Below are 15,358 nucleotides of genomic sequence, written 5' to 3'. Positions count from 1 at the left end.
GGGGCGGTGTCGAAGAAGGTGCCGCATGATGCCCCGTGCCGGACGGCGGCGGTATGGGTCATGCCCACCGCCGCCGCACGCCACACCATCGCAGGGCCCAGGTGGGCCTGGCGAGCAGCCGGCGCCTGCCGCTGCTCAGCCAGCCGGCGCCGTCGCTGCGGCGCCGTAGGTGGCCGCAAAGCGGGCCTGCAGATAGGCCTGCGTGGTGACCGGCGAGTGCCGCGGCGTCTCGCCCGGCGGCACGCAGCTGGGGATGGCGCTGACCAGCGCCTCCGGATTGGGGTCGAGGAAGAAGGCGATCGAGTAGCGCTCGGCGGCCGGCCGCACGACCCGGTGGGGCGTCGACAGGTAGACGTCGTTGGTCCAGCGCATCAGGCAGTCGCCGATGTTGCAGACGAAGGCGCCGGGCAGCGGCGGCACGTCGATCCATTCGTCGCGGGCGCGGCCCTGCACCTGCAGGCCCGAGACGCCGTCGGTCGCCAGCAGGGTGACGTTGCCGTAGTCGGTGTGGGCGCCCGCGCCCACGCCCTGGTCGGCCGCCTGCCCAGCGGGGTAGTGCAGCAGGCGCAGTGTGGCCAGGGGCCGGTCGATCTTGTCGGCGAAGAAGTCCTCGGGCAGGCCCAGGTCCAGCGCGAAGGCCGCATGCAGGCGGCTGGCGGCGGCAAACACGGCATCGAAGTAGGCCTGCACGGGCGCACGCCAGCCGGGCAGGGCGGGCCAGGCATTGGGCGGGCGCGTGGCCTCGTCGGTCCAGATGAGGTTGAAGGCCTCCTTCTGGTCGGCGCCGCGCTTCTCGTCCAGCGCCTCCACGCCCATGCCCACATAGCCGCGGTTGTGGCTGAGCGAGGCGTAGGCCAGCGCGGCCTTGTCGGCCACCGGCTGGGCGAAGAAGTCGCGGCTGGCGGCGAAGGCGCCGTCGATCACTTCGGCCGGCACGCCGTGGCCGGTGATGGCGAAGAAGCCGATGTCCCGGCAGGCGGCGCCCACCTCGGCCGCCACGCGGCGACGGGCGTCGGCATCGGGCGAGGCGAGGGCGGCGATGTTGATGACGGGGATGGTGGAGGCAGCGGTCATGGCGGCGGGCAAAGGCGTTGAGGAAGGTCGGCGGGCAATCGTGACGCGGCGGGCTGCGCGGGCAGGTTGGCGGGCCCTTCTAGCGTTGCAGGCTCAGCCGGTAGCGGAAGGTGTCGGCGCGGTAGACGGCGCTTTCCACATGCACCGGCGTGCCGGTCTGGTCATGCACGACGCGTTCCACCTCCAGCACGGGCGCGCCAGTTTCGAGCTTGAGCAGGCGGGCATCCGCCGCGCGGGCGGTGCCGGCGCCGATCTCCAGGTCGGCCCGGCCGACGGCGATGCCGCCCTCGTGCTCGAACACGTCGATCAGGTCGCGCTGGGAAAAATCCACCCGCGACAGCCGCTCGCCCAGCGTCACCAGCAGCCAGGAGTTGTTGACCGACAGCGGCTCGCGCTCCAGGTAGCGCACGGTCTGCAGGTGGTAGACGGTGGTGTTGCCTGACAGGCCCAGCTTCTGCGCCACGGCGGCGGGGGCCCGCACCTCGCGCCAGGCCAGGCGCTTGTTGCTGACGGCGCGCGCCTCGGCGGCCAGCGCCTCGTTCAGGCCCTGCAGGCGGTTGAGGCTCTGCGCCGCTTTCGGGTGCGAGACGAACGCACCCTTTCCGTGCAGCTTGACGATCAGGCCCTCGGCCTGCAGCGCGCCGAGCGCCTGGCGCACGGTGATCCGGCTGACGCCATGGGCCGCCTGCAACTCGGATTCGGACGGCAGCTTGTCGCCCGGTTTCAGTCGGGCGTCGAGGATGGCGGCGCGCAGTTCATCGCGCAGGCGGGCATGCAGCGACTGGGGAATCTCAGCCAAGGCGCGGCCCTTCCGCACGGCTGGCATGCCGCTTGCATCGCTTGTTATAACTTGTCATAACGAGTAGATTCTCGCACCGTCGAGGTGCTTTTCCATCCTTCAACACTGCCGAACGAGGAACGACCATGGCCCATCCCGCCCGCACCGCCCATTCCCTGAGCTCCACCCGCCGCACCCTGGCTGCCGCCCTGGCGGCGGGCATGGCCCTGGCCGCATGGCCCGGCGCCGCACAGGCCCAGGCCTGGCCGGCCAAATCGGTCACGCTGATCGTACCGTTCGCGGCAGGCGGCGGCGTCGATGCGACGGCCCGCCTGGTCAACGCCAAGCTGGGCGAGGTGCTGGGCCAGCCGATGGTGATCGACAACGTGGCCGGCGCCGCCGGCACCATCGGCACGCAGAAGGCGGCCCGTGCGCCGGCCGACGGCTACACGCTGCTGTTCGCCGTGGCCAGCCCGCTCAACGTGGCACCGCTGGTGGCGCCCTCGGCCGTGCGCTACGACACCTTCAAGGACTTCGCGCCCATCGCCACCGTCGGCTTCTCGCCCTTCGTGCTGGTCGGCAAGCCGCAGCTGCCGGCGCAGAGTGCCGCCGAGCTGATCACGTACGCCAAGGCGCACCCGGGGCAGCTGAATTTCGGCACCGACGGCGTGGGTACCTCGCTGCATGTGACGGCCGAGCTCATCAAGCAGCGCGCCGGCATCGACATCGTGCATGTGCCCTACAAGTCGGGCCCGCAGGTGCTGACCGACGTGGCCGGCGGCCAGCTGGACCTGGCGGTGCTGCCGCTGTCGCTGGCGTTGCCCTTCATCAAGGACGGCAAGATCAAGGGCCTGGGCGTCACCTCCGCCGCCCGCGCGCCCATCGCGCCGCAGGTGCCGGCCCTGGCCGAGACGCCGGCCCTGAAGGGCTTCGAGCTGGACTCCTGGCTGGGCATCCTGGCGCCCGCCAACGTGCCGGCCCCAGTCGCCGCGAAGCTGGCCGAGGCCATCCAGACCACGATGAAGGACCCCGAGGTGGTGCGCCGCCTGGGCGAGATCGCCGTGCGCCCCGTGGTGACCACCGGCCCGGCCTTCGGCGACTACCTGAAGAAGGAGCGCCAGACCATTCAGGACGTCGTGAACAAAGCCGGCATCAAGGCCGAATGACGATGAGGCCACCGACATGCCGCTGATCGCCCACGCCTGGATCGTCACGCCGCTGCTGCTGGCGGCCGGCGCGCTGATCGGCGCGACGGGCATCGGTGGCGTGCTGGTGGTGCCGCTCTTGACCACGCTGGGCGGCGTGCCGGCACCGCAGGCCATCGCGGCCTCGTCGCTGGCCTTCCTGCTGCCGGCGCTGGTGGCGCTCGGCCGCCTGCGGCAGCGGCCCGAACTGGCGCGCCGCTGCGTGCCGCTGCTCGCGGGTGCGCTCGTGGGTGCGGTGGTCGGCGCGCTGGTGGTGCGCTGGCTGCCGGTGCAGGTGCTGCTGGCGGGCGTCACGGCGCTGGTGCTGCTGGCAGGCTGGCGCGGGCTGCGGCCGGCGTCGGCCGGCGTCCACGAAGGCGCACCGACGCTGGGCAGCGGGGCGCTCGCGGCGCTGGGTGTGGCAGTCGGTGCCGGCTCGGCGTTGACGGGCACCGGCGGCCCGGTGCTGCTGCTGCCGCTGCTGATGCTGCTGCGCCAGCCGCTGGTCTTCGCGGTCGCCGCGGCGCAGGCGGTGCAGCTGCCGGTGGCCGTGTCCGCCAGCACCGTCCACGCGCTGGCCGGCCGGCTGGACTGGCGACTGGCGCTGATGTGCGGCCTGCTGCTGATGGCCGGAAGCCTGCTGGGCCAGCGCGCCGCGCGGCGGCTGCCCATCGCGCAACTGCAACGCGGCGTGGCCGTGCTGCTGCTGGCCACGGGTGGCTGGTTCGCCCTGCTGATCCTGAAGTGACACGTCCTTTCTGCGCCACGTTGTGAGCGCGCCTTTCCGAGCACCTTCTCCCATGCTGTCCGCTGACCAACTCCGCCTCGCCGGCGATGCCCCGCTCCTGATCGCCCCCGGCCACCTGCTGCAGCGGGGCGGCATGAGGCAGGGCCTGGCCGTCGCCGTGCAGCACGGCCGCTTCACGCAGGTCGGCCCGGTCGACGAGGTGCGGGCCGCCCATCCGGGCCTGCCGGTGTACGAGGCCCCGAACCATCTGCTGATGCCCGGCCTCATCGACACCCACACCCACCTCACGCAGGCCTTCGGCAAGTCGCTGGCCTTCGGCGAGCCGTCGGAGATCTTCCGCCGCATCTGGGTGCCGATGGAAGGCGTGCTGGACGAGCACGCCGCCTACCTGTCGGCCAAACTGGCCGCGCTGGAGTCGCTGCGCGGCGGCTTCACCACCGTGGTCGATGCCGGCACGCGCTCCGAAGAGGGCCTGGGCGGCGTGGCGCGGGCCGCGCGCGAGGTGGGCATCCGCTGCGTGCTGGGCCTGATCTGCAACGACGCCGGCAACACCGAGGGCGAGGCCGGCGCGCGCCGCATCCTCGACCGCGCGGCGGGCTTCCTTGCGGCGCACGAGCACGACCCGCTGGTGCACCCGTCATTGGCCATCTCCATCCCCGAGGCCGCCACCGACCGCATGCTGCACGACGTGGCCGCGCTCACCCGCGAGGCCGGCGCGCGCTTCCAGACCCATGTGAACGAGCACCTGGCCGCCGTCGAGCGCTCGCTGGTCGCGCGCGGCCTGCGTCCGCTGGAGCTGCTGCACGCCGTGGGCGCACTCAACGAGAGCGCGCTGCTCGCCCATGCCACGCTGCTGACTCCGCGCGAGCTGGGCCTGCTGCGCGACAGCGGCGCCGCCGTGGCCTACAACCCCGTGGCCAGCGCCTGGAAGGGCAATGCCGTGCTCGACGCCGGCCTCTTGCAGATGCTGGGCGTGCCCTTCGGCCTGGGCACCGACGGCACGCGCGCCGATGCGCTGCGCCTGATGGACGCCGCCGAGATGGCCCAGCGCCTGACCCAGGGCATCGCCAAGGGCGACTCCTCCTGCGGCGGCGGCTGGACCTGGCTGGACCATGCCGCGCACGAAGGGGCGCGCGCCGCCGGACTGGGCCACATCACCGGTCGCATCGAGGCCGGCCATGCCGCCGACTTCCTGCTGCTGGACGTGGACGTGCCCGAGTTCCTGCCCAGCTGGGACCTGGGCTGGGAGCTGGTGCGCTTTGCCAACCGCGACCAGATCGACGCCGTCTTCGTGCAGGGCGCGCTGCGGCTGTGGCAGGGCTGGCCGGTGGACTGGGACGCCCGCGCGCTGATGCGCGAGGTGACCACCATCGCCCGGCGCGACGTGGCGCGGGCGCCCATCCAGCGGGTGCATGCCACCTCGGACGCGCACCGCGCGCAGGCCCTGCACGCGCCCAGCAGCATTTAGCCCCGCGGGCTAGGATCGGCGGCTGACCCCAGAAGACCGCCGAGACAACGCCGCCCGCTGCATGACCGATCGCAAAGACCACCTCGACACCCGTGCCCTCCTGATCCTCGTCGCCTGCTGTGCGTTCTGGGGCCTGCAGCAGATCCTCATCAAGACCACCGTGGCCGAGGTGCCGCCCATGTGGCAGGCCACGCTGCGCATGGTGGGGGCCACCGTGCTGCTGCTGCTGTGGTGCGCGGTGCGCGGCGTGGCGCTGTTCCGGCGCGACGGGACGCTGGCGGCCGGGCTGCTGGCGGGGCTGCTGTTTTCCGGCGAGTTCATCTGCATCTACCTGGGCCTGCAGCTGACCACCGCCTCGCGGCTCACCGTCTTCCTCTACACCTCGCCCTTCTTCGTGGCCCTGCTGCTGCCGCGGCTGGTGCCGGCCGAACGGCTGCGGGGCGTGCAGTGGATCGGCCTGGCCCTGGCCTTCGCGGCCGTGGTGGTGGCCTTCAGCGAAAGCCTGGGCCATGCCCAGCCCGGGCAGTTGCGGGGCGACGCGCTGGCCCTGTTGGCGGGCCTGCTGTGGGGGCTGACCACGCTGGTGATCCGCAGCAGCCGGCTGGCCACCGCCAGTGCCGAGAAGACGCTGTTCTATCAACTGGCCGTCACGGCCGTGGTGGTACCGGTGGCCTCGCTGGTGCGCGGCGAGACCTGGGGCCTGGGCTATTCGGCCTACGCCTGGACCTCCATCGCGGCCCAGACCTTCATCGGTGCCTTCGCCAGCTACCTGGCCTGGATGTGGCTGCTGCGGCACTACCCGGCCACCCGCATCTCCCCCTTCACCTTCCTCACGCCGCTGTTCGCGCTGCTCTTCGGCGTGCTGCTGCTGCGCGAGCCGCTGACGGCGCAGCTGGTGGCGGCGTTGGCCGGTGTATCGGTGGGGCTGGTGTTGCTGAACCGCAGAGGCTGAAGCTCGACGTACAAACTGAAGAAAGTTTCTTCCATATGCAGGGGCGTCCGAACGGGCAGCCACCACCCCCTTTTCCATGAACAGCTCCCTCGACTTCCAGGCCGTCCTCGACGACATCGTCCACACCCTGCAGCCCGAGGCGGGGCGCGAGGGCAAGGTCGCCAGCTACATCCCCGCCCTGGCCCGCGTGGACGCCCACCGCTTCGGCATCGCGCTGCGCACCTGCGACGGCCACGAGGCCGTGGCAGGCGATGGCGATGTGCCTTTCTCGATCCAGAGCATCTCCAAGCTCTTCTCGCTCACGCTGGCCATGCGGCACATGCCCGAGGCCGAACTGTGGGCGCGCATCGGGCGCGAGCCTTCGGGCAATCCCTTCAACTCGCTGGTGCAGCTGGAGAGCGAGCAGGGCAAGCCGCGCAATCCCTTCATCAATGCCGGCGCCATCGCGGTGGCCGACCGCATCGTCGACCTCTACGGCGCCGATGCGCGGGACACGCTGCGCGGCTTCCTGAGCCACCTCGCGGGCGAGCCGGTCGTCTTCGACGAGGAGGTCGCCGCCTCCGAGGCCGCCACCGGCCACCGCAACCTGGCGCTGGCCCATTTCATGAAGAGCTTCGGCAAGCTGGACCACCCGGTGGCCGAGGTGCTGGACCTGTACTTCCACCAGTGCGCGCTGGCCCTGAGCTGCCGCCAGCTGGCCCGCGCCGCCAGCTACCTGGCCCGGGACGGCGCCCATCCTGCCAATGCCGACGAGCAGGTGGTGACCGAGCGCCAGACGCGGCGCATCAATGCGCTGATGCTCACCTGCGGCACCTATGACGCGGCGGGCGAGTTCGCCTTCCGCATCGGCCTGCCCTGCAAGAGCGGCGTGGGCGGCGGCATCGTGGCGGTGGTGCCGGACCGGCTCACGCTGTGCGTGTGGTCGCCCGCGCTCGATGGCACGGGCAATTCCCACCTGGGCATGAAGGCCCTCGAACTGTTCGTGGCCCGCACCGGGCTGTCCGTTTTCTGAGGATGCGAAGGAGCGAAAGATGAAGGTCGCAGTGATGGGCGCCGGCGCGGTCGGCTGCTACTACGGGGGCATGCTGGCCCGCGCGGGACATTCGGTGGTGCTGATCGGCCGGCCGGCCCATGTGGAGGCGGTGCGCGCCAAGGGCCTGCGCATGCAGACCACGCGCTTCGACGAGCAGGTACCGCTGCAGGCCGCGACCGGGCCCGAGGCCGTCGCTGGTGCCGACGTGGTGCTGTTCTGCGTGAAGTCGCCCGACACCGCGGCCGCAGGCGAACAGATGCGCCCGCACCTGCCGCCCGGCGCGCTGGTGCTGAGCCTGCAGAACGGCGTGGACAACGCCGAGCGCCTGCAGGCGGTGCTGCCGCAGCAGACGGTGGTGCCGGCCGTGGTCTACGTCGCCACCGAGATGGAAGGGCCCGGCCATCTGCGCCACCACGGCCGCGGCGAACTGGTGATCGGCCCGTCGGCGCGCAGTGCCGAGATTGCGGCCCTGCTGGAGGCCGCCGGCGTGCCCACCGAGGTGTCGCCGCAGGCCATCGGCGCGCTGTGGGCCAAGCTGATCCTCAATGCCGCCTACAACGCGATCTCGGCCATCACCCGCCAGCCCTATGGCGTAATCCATCCGGCGCCGGGCATCCTGCCGACGCTGCGCGCCATCGCCGACGAGTGCCTGGCCGTGGCGCAGGCCGACGGCGTGCAGGTGCCGGGCGATCCGTATGCCGCGGTCGACGCCATCGCGGCCACCATGCCGGCGCAGTTCTCCTCCACCGCCCAGGACCTGATGCGCGGCAAGCCCACCGAGATCGACCACATCAACGGCTATGTGGTGCGGCGCGGCGATGCGCTGGGCGTGCCGGTGCCGCTGAACCGGCTGCTGCACAGCGTGGTCCGGCTGCTGGAGACGCCGCCGGCGGCACGATGAACCGCAACCTCTGGCTGCTGACGGCCCTGCAGGGGCTGTTCCTCACCAACAACGTGACCTTCATCGCCATCAACGGCCTGGTGGGGCTGGCCCTCGCGCCCCATGGCTGGATGGCGACCTTGCCGGTCATGGGCTATGTGGTGGGCGGCGCGCTGTTCACCGCGCCGGTGGCCTGGGTGCAGGGGCGCCTCGGGCGCAAGACGGGCTTCTTCCTCGGCCTGCTCGTGGCGCTGGGCTCGGCCCTGCTGTGCGCCTTCGCGGCCTTCACGCGCCAGTTCTGGCTGCTGTGCGCCGCCACGCTGCTGGCGGGCTACTACTCGGCCAACGGCCAGCTCTACCGCTTCACTTCGGCCGAGCTGTGCGCGCCGGCCATGCGCAGCAAGGCGGTGTCGTACGTGATGGCGGGTGGGCTGATCGGCGCCATCGTCGGGCCCAACCTGGCGGCCCGCACGCGCGACCTCACGGCCGCGCCCTTCGTCGGCGCCTACCTGGCGCTGGCGGTGGTCGCGCTGCTGGCCATGGGCCTGCTGGCCCTGATGCGCTTTCCGCCGCCGCTGGCCACCTCGTCGGCCTCCGCCGGCCGCAGCGTGGCGCAACTGCTGCGGCAGCCCACCTTCCTGGTTGCGGCGATGGGCGGCGCGCTGGCCTATGGCGTGATGAACCTGCTGATGGCGGCCACGCCGCTGGCCATGCAGCAGTGCGGCCTGCCCTTCTCGGACGCGGCCTTCGTGCTGGAGTGGCATGTGATCGGCATGTTCGCGCCCGGCTTCTTCACCGGCCACCTGATCCAGCGCTTCGGCACGCTGCCGATCATGGGCACGGGCGTGCTGCTGAACATGCTGTGCGTGGCCATCGCGCTGTCGGGCGTGGAACTGCACCACTTCACCATCGCGCTCTTCCTGCTGGGCGTGGGCTGGAACTTCCTGTTCACCGGCAGCACCACGCTCTCGCTGCAATCGCACACGCCGCAGGAGCGCAACCGGGCGCAGGGGGCGATGAACTTCCTGCAGTTCGCCGTGCTGGCGGGCACCTCCTTCGCGTCGGGTGCCCTGGTCACCACGCGGGGTTGGACGCTGCTGAACCTGGGCTCTGTGCTGCCGCTGGGCCTGATCGCGGCGGCGCTGCTGTGGCTGGGGCTGCGTCCGGCTCAACCTTCCGGCAGCGCAGCGAACCAGTCGCGGTAGGGCGTGTTGCGGGCCATGCGGCGGTTGAAGTCGGGCGCGCCGTCGGTCCACCACACCGGACCGCGCTCGCCCAGGGCCCGCTTGGCCTGGTCGACCTGTTCGCGCGCGGCCTGGCGCTCGGCTTCGGAGCGACGGCCGCGCAGGGCACGGCGGGCGTCCATCAGTTGGCGCACCAGGGCGTCGCGCTTGTCTTGCGGCAGGTCCGGGTTGGCCTTGCGCCAGAGCCGGCCCCGCACGACGAAGTAGCGCCCGTCGGGCGTGGTGGGATGGCCGCCGGTGTGTGCACCAGCGGCGGCGGCCGAGCTCGTGCGGCCCAGCCGGATCGGGCCGCGCAACGCCGCTTCGGGTGACAAAGCTCGGCCATGCTGGCGGATCTCCAGATTGCCCTGCCTCGCCATCTCGATGGCAACAGCCCGGACCTGCGGCATGAGCGGTCGCCAATCGTCCGCCGACAGCGCACGGGCCACCTCCGAGGGGCAGACCGTCGCCTCGGTGGCACGGCGTTCAAGCAGGTCGGCGATGGTGAGGCGGACGGTGGCGTCGGTCGGGCGCATGACGGCATCGTCACACGGGCGGGCCCCCCACGCTGTCGGCGGAAGCCGGGCCCAGATCCAGCCTCTTCCACGCCGCCATCACCTCGATCTGCTTGCGCAGCCAGTCCTCGGGCGCCACGCTGGTTCCCCAATGGTGCAGGCGCCCGACGCCCTCGCCCAGGTTCCAGAGATGGCGCAGCTGGATGAACAACGGCAGGGCCGCCAGATCCGCGTCGGTGATCAAGCCACCCGCAGCGCGGTAGCCGGCCAGATAGTGCGTCCAGCGCTCGCGCAGCAGGTCGTCGGCTTCGCGCAGGCCCTTGCGGAGCAGGTAGGACCAAGGCATCACGCCCAGGTCGTAGGCCAGGAAGCCCGGCCCCGCATCGTCGAAGTCGAAGAGGACCGCGCGCTTGCTGCCCGCTTCGTCGGCCACCACATGGTTGTTGAAACCATGGGTGTCGCCGTGGCACAGCACGCGGGTCAGCGCGGGCTCGGCCGCGGCAAGCTCCTCCAGCAAGGAACCGATCAGCGATTCGTAGCTGGCGAGCACGCCGGCATCGAGGCCGGGATAGGCCCGCAACCAGGCGAGCGTGCGGCCGGCCAAGCCGTGGCCATCGAGTGCGTAGAGGCTGGGCGGGCCGGCGTAGTCCCGCGCGGCGGCATGCATGCGGGCCAGCACCTCGCCGGTCGCGGCGAAGTCGTCCAGAGCGTCCGGCACGGCGCCTTCGACGTGGTGGAAGAGTGCCAACCCGCGCTCGCCTTCGGGACACGGCAGACGCACATGCGAGCCGCCCGCCGTCGTATCGACGGGGGCGGCCACGCCCACGCCGCGGCCTTGCAGGTGCTTCAGCAGCGCGGTCTCGAAATCGACGTTGAAGGGGCCACGCGGGCGGATGGTATAGAGCCGCGCCACGTGGCGCACGCCACCCGCCACGCGCAGGGCGTAGTTGTCATTGAGACCACGGCGGATCAGCACACAGTGCTCCACCGCCAACCCATAGTGCCGCTGCGCCCAGCCCGCCACGGAACGCGCGGCGACGGTGGTGTGGGCGGGGACAAGCTCGGGATCGCACGCGTCGGAAGTGGCCATGGTTCGCTTTCTGCAGCCCATGCCGACCCGCGGCGGATGCACGCAGGTCGACACGGGGCGCGGAGTCTAAGTGGCACCGGCTTCGGCGATGCCAAAGACGCGCGCTCACCATGGCCCACCCCAACGACTTCGAGCAACTGTCGTCAGGCAACCGCCGGCTCGGCCACCTTGTCAGCCGCCGCGGGTGCCGGCCCCACGTACACCGACTGCGGCCGGATCAGCCGCCCGCGCTGCACCTGCTCGCGCGCATGCGCCACCCAGCCGCCGACCCGGCCGGCCGCGAAGACGGCGGTGAAGGCCTCGCGCGGCAGGCCCACGGCTTCGAGCAGCAGGGCGGTGTAGAACTCGACATTGGTCTCCAGCACCCGGCCCGGCTTGCGGGCCTGCAGCGAGGCGAGGGCGGCGCGCTCCACGGCCTCGGCCAGCGCAACGCGGCCGGCTTCCACACCGCCAGCCTGGGCCAGTTGGCGCAGCGCCTTCTTCAGCGCGTCGGCACGCGGATCGCGCACCCGGTAGATGCGGTGGCCGAAGCCCATCAGCCGCTCGCCGCGGTCCAGCGCGGCGTCCAGCCAGAGCGCGGCCGCATCGGCATGGCCGATGGCATCGAGCATGTCCAGCACCGGCCCGGGCGCGCCGCCATGCAGCGGGCCCTTGAGCGCGCTCAGGCCCGCGAGCACGGCCGAGGCCAGGCCGGCGCCCGTGGACGCGACGACACGCGCGGCGAAGGTCGAGGCGTTGAGGCCGTGGTCGGCCACCGTGACCAGGTAGGCGTTGAGCGCCGCCGCCTGGGCCGACGTGGCCGGCCGGCCAGACACCATGCGCAGGAAGTCGGCCGCATGGGAAGCCTCGGGCTCGGGCGCAAGGGCCGACTCGCCCGCCTTCCAGCGCAGGACCGCTGCCGTGAAGACGACGGGCGCCGCCACTAGGCGCAAGGCCGTAGGCAGATCGTCGCCGTCGGGCACGCGGGCGAGAAGGGCGCGCATGGCTTCCAGCGGCGTCAGGGCCGACAGCGCGGCGCGATCGTCCGCGCGCAGCAGGGCCGCCACGTCGGTGCGCGCACGGCCCAGCGCGAGGGCCAGCTCCGGCGCCGCAGGCAGCTGCGCGAAGAAGCCCTGCCAGAGCAGCGCCAGCACCTCTTCGTAGCGCCAGCGGCCAGCGATGTCGTCCAGCACATGGCCGCGCAGCACCAGCCGGCCCGCGGCGCCGTCCACCTCGGACAGCACCGTGTGGGCCGCCACCACGCCCTCGAGCCCGTTGTTGTCATCGTCCGTCATGTCGCCGCCTTTCGTGTGTCGTTGGGGATGCGAGGCATTGTGGAAACCGCACAATGTTGACGTCAATCTTGATTCATTTCATCAACATGACCGCTGCCGAGAAGCTGCCGCTGTGGCTGCCTGCCGCCGATGCCCTGGCCTTGCTGAAAGTGCGTCCGCAGACGCTCTATGCCAACGTGAGCCGCGGGCGCATCCGCACGCAGGCTGACACGGCCGACCCGCGGCGCAGCCTCTACCACCGCGACGACGTGCAACGCCTGGCCGCGCGCCGGCAGGGCCGGCGCAGCGACGCAGCGCTGGCGGGAGAGGCCATCCAGTGGGGCGAGCCGGTGCTGGCTTCGGGCATTTCGACGGTGGTGGCCGGGCGGCTCTACTACCGCGGGCAGGATGCCTGTGCGCTGGCAGAAGAGGGCACGCTGGAGCAGGTGTCCGCGCTGCTGTGGGACGGGCCGGCGTATCCCTTTGCCTCTCCGGGACCGACGGGCGCACCGGCTTCGTTTACTGCCCCGCTCGCGAGCGCGATGACGGCGCTGGCCGTGAGGGCCGCGGCGGATCCGCCAGGGCGGGGGCGGGGCCGCCTCGCGCTGCTCCATGAAGCAGCAGGACTCATGGGCCTGCTGGCCGATGCACTGGCCGGCCCGTCGCGCGGCGAGCGGGTGCACGAGCGCCTGGCCGCCGTCTGGCGCCGGCCGAAGGCCGCCGACCTGATCCGGCGCGCGTTGGTGCTGCTGGCCGACCACGAACTCAATGCCTCCACCTTCGCGACGCGCGTCACGGCCTCCACCGGCGCCTCGCTGGCTGCCAGCGTGTTGAGTGGCCTCGCGGCGCTGAGCGGCCCACTTCATGGCGGCGCGGCCCGTGCCACGCTGGGCCTGGTCCGCGCGGCCGAGCGCGAGGGCGTGGACGCGGCGATGCACGAATGGCTGTCGCTGGGCCGGCGGCTGCCCGCTTTCGGCCATCCGCTCTATCCGCAGGGCGATGTGCGATGCCAGGCGCTGCTCGCCCGCATCGATCTGCCTGCGCCCTATGCCGAATTGCGGGAGGTGGGCGAGCGATTGATGGGCGAAAAGGCCAACGTGGACTTCGCACTCGCAGCGCTCACCACCGCCCACCGGCTGCCGGCGCATGCGCCGCTGGTGCTGTTCGCCCTGGCGCGTGCCGTGGGCTGGATCGCCCATGCACTGGAGCAGCAGGCCACGGGCACGCTGATCCGGCCGCGTGCACGCTATACCGGGCCGGCGCCGGGCGCCTCCGCCGCACGTTGAACGAGGCGCCGCAGCCGGCGCGGACCAGCACGGCGTGACTGCATGGACGGCACGAGCCGGCGCGCCCTTCAACCCACCTGGCCCGCCATCTCCATCAGCATGTCCACCACCCGCCGCACCGGACCGCCGGCGGGCTCCTGGGTTCGGTGTCCGATCACCAGCTGACGCACCAGCCGGGGGCTGAGCGGCAGCACCCGCACGCGCGAGCCGGCGGCCTCCTCATGGCTGGCCCGCAGCGGCAGCAGCGCGGCGCCATAGCCGGCCTCGACCAGGCCGCGCATCGCGACGTCGTAGTTGTGCTCGATGCGGGCCCGCGGTGAGAAGCCGGCGCGACCGAACCATTCGAGCGTGAGCGTCTGCATGCGCGTGCCGGGCTCGTTCATGATGAGCGGCCGCTGCGCCAGCCAGGCCGGCGTGGCGCGCTTGGGCAAGGCCGGCCACACCGCCGGCACCAGCGCCCGCATCTCGTGGCGCAACCAGGGCGTGAAGCGCACGCCGGGCAGAGCCGGCTGGGGCAGGGCGACCACCGCCAGGTCCACCGCGCCGCCCACCAGCCCGGTGGCCGAGTCGGCCGAGCCCACGAACACGGGCGACAGCTCGATGCCCGGGTAGCGGGCGGCCAGCGCCTCGAAGACCGGCGGCAGCAGGTCGACCACCACGCTGGTGGTGGAGACGCCGATGCGCACCCGCCCCTCCAGGCCCGCATGCCGCCGCCGGGCGGCGTCCATGGCTTCGTCGGCATCGCGCAACAGGCGACGGCCACGCTCGACCAGCTCGGCGCCGGCTGGCGTGGGCTGCACATGCCGCGGTGAGCGCAGCAGCAGCGGCACGCCCAGCCGCGACTCCAGCTCGCTCACATGCAGGCTCACGGTGGGTTGGGCCAGGTGCAGGGCCTGGGCGGCGGCCGAGAAGCTGCCGAGGTCGGCGATGGCGACCAGGGTGCGCACCTGGTCGAGGTTCAATTGGCGCATCAGGCATTCTGATCGCAGCCCTCAGAACTCTCAACTTCTCCGATGCTGCGCCGCGGCGCATGATCGCGGCTCCTTTCACCACCTCGTGCCAGAAACACACGCCAGGAGCCGATCATGAACACCCTCGTGCTGCAACCCGCCACCGCCTGCCCGAGCGCCGCCACACCCCGTCGCGCCATCGTGCCGGGTGCCGTGCCGCGCGAGGCCATGGTCGAGGCTACGGCGAAGCCGGCCCGCGCCGGCCTGCTGCAGCGTCTGCGCGATGAAGCAGCGCAGCAGCGCGTTCGCCGCATCCAGGCGCGACGCCTGCGGGAAGAGGGCGCGCTGCTGATGGCGATGGGCCAGCACGAGCTCAACGACCTGGGCGTGGGCCGCTGCGAACTGCTCGGCCATCTGGGCCGCTGAGGCGGGGCCTCAGGGCCGCTGCGTGGTGGCGATCAGCCGCGCATCGCGCAGCGCCGCCGTGCGGTGATGCACGATGGCCCGGTACTCGGGCGACTGGATCATGGCGGCGAAGGCGTCGCGCGTGGGGTACTCCACCAGCAGCACTTCGTCCCAGGACTCGCCGGGCGGCGCCACCAGCGCATGACGCGCATCGCCGACCCAGCGAACCTGCCCGCCGACCTTCGCCAGCAGCGGCACCACCGCCTCGCTGTAGGTGGCGTAGGCGGCGCGGCCCGAGCGCACCGGCGCGCCCGGTGCATCGGCGGCCTGCGCGCGGAAGGCCAGCAGGTTGAGCATGAGCACCGGGGTGTCCGCCGGCACCTGGTCGAACAACTGCTTGAAGCTGTCGCGCGTCGGATCGATGGCGACGCGGTCGAAAGGCAGCGACATGGACATTCAGGTCTCCGTTCAAGGTGCCTCCACGCAGGGCCGTGGATGGGCGCTCGCCCATGTTGACCG

General features: G+C 72.1%; 16 protein-coding genes. 9 read left to right on the top strand and 7 right to left on the bottom strand.

What is annotated here, in order from left to right; genetic code table 11:
* Positions 1-135: 135 nt before the first annotated feature.
* Positions 136-1,074, bottom strand: a complete 939-nt coding sequence (locus KBC94_RS03210) for a 2-oxoglutarate and iron-dependent oxygenase domain-containing protein (protein ID WP_294366255.1) — start codon at positions 1,072-1,074, stop codon at positions 136-138.
* 79 nt (positions 1,075-1,153) lie between these two features.
* Complete coding sequence (locus KBC94_RS03205; RefSeq protein WP_294366254.1) at positions 1,154-1,873, bottom strand: GntR family transcriptional regulator; 720 nt, start codon at positions 1,871-1,873, stop codon at positions 1,154-1,156.
* A 125-nt stretch (positions 1,874-1,998) separates the two neighbouring features.
* Here KBC94_RS03205 and KBC94_RS03200 point away from each other — a divergent pair, with 125 nt between their 5' ends.
* From KBC94_RS03200 to KBC94_RS03170, 7 genes are all read left to right on the top strand, one after another.
* Positions 1,999-3,018, top strand: a complete 1,020-nt coding sequence (locus KBC94_RS03200) for a tripartite tricarboxylate transporter substrate binding protein (RefSeq protein ID WP_294366253.1) — start codon at positions 1,999-2,001, stop codon at positions 3,016-3,018.
* Between the two features lie 16 nt (positions 3,019-3,034).
* Complete coding sequence (locus KBC94_RS03195) at positions 3,035-3,784, top strand: sulfite exporter TauE/SafE family protein (RefSeq protein ID WP_294366251.1); 750 nt, start codon at positions 3,035-3,037, stop codon at positions 3,782-3,784.
* Between the two features lie 52 nt (positions 3,785-3,836).
* Positions 3,837-5,252, top strand: coding sequence for an amidohydrolase family protein (locus KBC94_RS03190; protein ID WP_294366250.1), 1,416 nt, complete (start codon positions 3,837-3,839; stop codon positions 5,250-5,252).
* 61 nt (positions 5,253-5,313) lie between these two features.
* Positions 5,314-6,204, top strand: a complete 891-nt coding sequence (locus tag KBC94_RS03185) for a DMT family transporter (protein WP_234193618.1) — start codon at positions 5,314-5,316, stop codon at positions 6,202-6,204.
* Between the two features lie 76 nt (positions 6,205-6,280).
* Complete coding sequence (locus KBC94_RS03180) at positions 6,281-7,216, top strand: glutaminase (protein ID WP_294366248.1); 936 nt, start codon at positions 6,281-6,283, stop codon at positions 7,214-7,216.
* Between the two features lie 19 nt (positions 7,217-7,235).
* On the top strand, positions 7,236-8,138 hold the full coding sequence (locus tag KBC94_RS03175; protein ID WP_294366247.1) for a 2-dehydropantoate 2-reductase: 903 nt from the start codon (positions 7,236-7,238) through the stop codon (positions 8,136-8,138).
* Entirely contained in the window at positions 8,135-9,322 is a 1,188-nt protein-coding gene (locus KBC94_RS03170) for an MFS transporter (protein WP_294366246.1), read from the top strand. The genes KBC94_RS03175 and KBC94_RS03170 overlap by 4 nt, the downstream gene beginning before the upstream one ends.
* Here the strand turns inward: KBC94_RS03170 and KBC94_RS03165 are convergent.
* The 3 genes from KBC94_RS03165 to KBC94_RS03155 form a co-directional block, all read right to left on the bottom strand.
* Positions 9,286-9,876, bottom strand: coding sequence for a DUF3253 domain-containing protein (locus KBC94_RS03165; RefSeq protein ID WP_294366245.1), 591 nt, complete (start codon positions 9,874-9,876; stop codon positions 9,286-9,288). The genes KBC94_RS03170 and KBC94_RS03165 overlap by 37 nt on opposite strands.
* A gap of 10 nt (positions 9,877-9,886) precedes the next feature.
* Positions 9,887-10,945, bottom strand: a complete 1,059-nt coding sequence (locus KBC94_RS03160; protein WP_294366244.1) for a phosphotransferase — start codon at positions 10,943-10,945, stop codon at positions 9,887-9,889.
* A gap of 143 nt (positions 10,946-11,088) precedes the next feature.
* Positions 11,089-12,219 carry a citrate synthase/methylcitrate synthase gene (locus KBC94_RS03155; protein WP_294366243.1) on the bottom strand — a complete coding sequence of 377 codons (1,131 nt, stop codon included), beginning with the start codon at positions 12,217-12,219 and terminating at the stop codon, positions 11,089-11,091.
* Positions 12,220-12,305: 86 nt separating this feature from the next.
* Between KBC94_RS03155 and KBC94_RS03150 the strand changes: the two genes are divergently transcribed.
* Entirely contained in the window at positions 12,306-13,484 is a 1,179-nt protein-coding gene (locus KBC94_RS03150) for a citrate synthase (protein WP_294366242.1), read from the top strand.
* 68 nt (positions 13,485-13,552) lie between these two features.
* Here KBC94_RS03150 and KBC94_RS03145 read toward each other — a convergent pair whose 3' ends face one another.
* Positions 13,553-14,455 (bottom strand): LysR family transcriptional regulator, encoded by a 903-nt coding sequence (locus tag KBC94_RS03145; RefSeq protein WP_294366240.1) that lies wholly within the window; start codon positions 14,453-14,455, stop codon positions 13,553-13,555.
* Positions 14,456-14,569: 114 nt separating this feature from the next.
* On the opposite strand from KBC94_RS03145, the gene KBC94_RS03140 reads away from it, so the two are divergent.
* A complete protein-coding gene (locus KBC94_RS03140) occupies positions 14,570-14,860 on the top strand; it encodes a hypothetical protein (protein ID WP_294366238.1) in 291 nt (96 codons plus the stop codon).
* A 9-nt stretch (positions 14,861-14,869) separates the two neighbouring features.
* Here KBC94_RS03140 and KBC94_RS03135 read toward each other — a convergent pair whose 3' ends face one another.
* The gene (locus KBC94_RS03135; protein WP_294366235.1) at positions 14,870-15,295 is read right to left on the bottom strand and encodes a DUF1330 domain-containing protein; all 426 of its coding nucleotides are present in this window, start codon (positions 15,293-15,295) and stop codon (positions 14,870-14,872) included.
* Positions 15,296-15,358 lie beyond the last annotated feature (63 nt).

The organism is Pseudacidovorax sp., from assembly GCF_017991995.1.
In the GTDB taxonomy this organism is placed as follows: Bacteria; Pseudomonadota; Gammaproteobacteria; order Burkholderiales; family Burkholderiaceae_C; genus Xenophilus.
This window is presented reverse-complemented; position numbering and strand designations above follow the sequence as displayed.

Coding starts and splice junctions, on each gene's coding strand:
- KBC94_RS03210 (WP_294366255.1), bottom strand. CDS start 1,074: ATGACCGCTGCCTCCACCATCCCCGTCATCAACATCGCCGCCCTCGCC.
- KBC94_RS03200 (WP_294366253.1), top strand. CDS start 1,999: ATGGCCCATCCCGCCCGCACCGCCCATTCCCTGAGCTCCACCCGCCGC.
- KBC94_RS03195 (WP_294366251.1), top strand. CDS start 3,035: ATGCCGCTGATCGCCCACGCCTGGATCGTCACGCCGCTGCTGCTGGCG.
- KBC94_RS03190 (WP_294366250.1), top strand. CDS start 3,837: ATGCTGTCCGCTGACCAACTCCGCCTCGCCGGCGATGCCCCGCTCCTG.
- KBC94_RS03185 (WP_234193618.1), top strand. CDS start 5,314: ATGACCGATCGCAAAGACCACCTCGACACCCGTGCCCTCCTGATCCTC.
- KBC94_RS03180 (WP_294366248.1), top strand. CDS start 6,281: ATGAACAGCTCCCTCGACTTCCAGGCCGTCCTCGACGACATCGTCCAC.
- KBC94_RS03175 (WP_294366247.1), top strand. CDS start 7,236: ATGAAGGTCGCAGTGATGGGCGCCGGCGCGGTCGGCTGCTACTACGGG.
- KBC94_RS03170 (WP_294366246.1), top strand. CDS start 8,135: ATGAACCGCAACCTCTGGCTGCTGACGGCCCTGCAGGGGCTGTTCCTC.
- KBC94_RS03165 (WP_294366245.1), bottom strand. CDS start 9,876: ATGCGCCCGACCGACGCCACCGTCCGCCTCACCATCGCCGACCTGCTT.
- KBC94_RS03160 (WP_294366244.1), bottom strand. CDS start 10,945: ATGGCCACTTCCGACGCGTGCGATCCCGAGCTTGTCCCCGCCCACACC.
- KBC94_RS03155 (WP_294366243.1), bottom strand. CDS start 12,219: ATGACGGACGATGACAACAACGGGCTCGAGGGCGTGGTGGCGGCCCAC.
- KBC94_RS03150 (WP_294366242.1), top strand. CDS start 12,306: ATGACCGCTGCCGAGAAGCTGCCGCTGTGGCTGCCTGCCGCCGATGCC.
- KBC94_RS03145 (WP_294366240.1), bottom strand. CDS start 14,455: ATGCGCCAATTGAACCTCGACCAGGTGCGCACCCTGGTCGCCATCGCC.
- KBC94_RS03140 (WP_294366238.1), top strand. CDS start 14,570: ATGAACACCCTCGTGCTGCAACCCGCCACCGCCTGCCCGAGCGCCGCC.
- KBC94_RS03135 (WP_294366235.1), bottom strand. CDS start 15,295: ATGTCCATGTCGCTGCCTTTCGACCGCGTCGCCATCGATCCGACGCGC.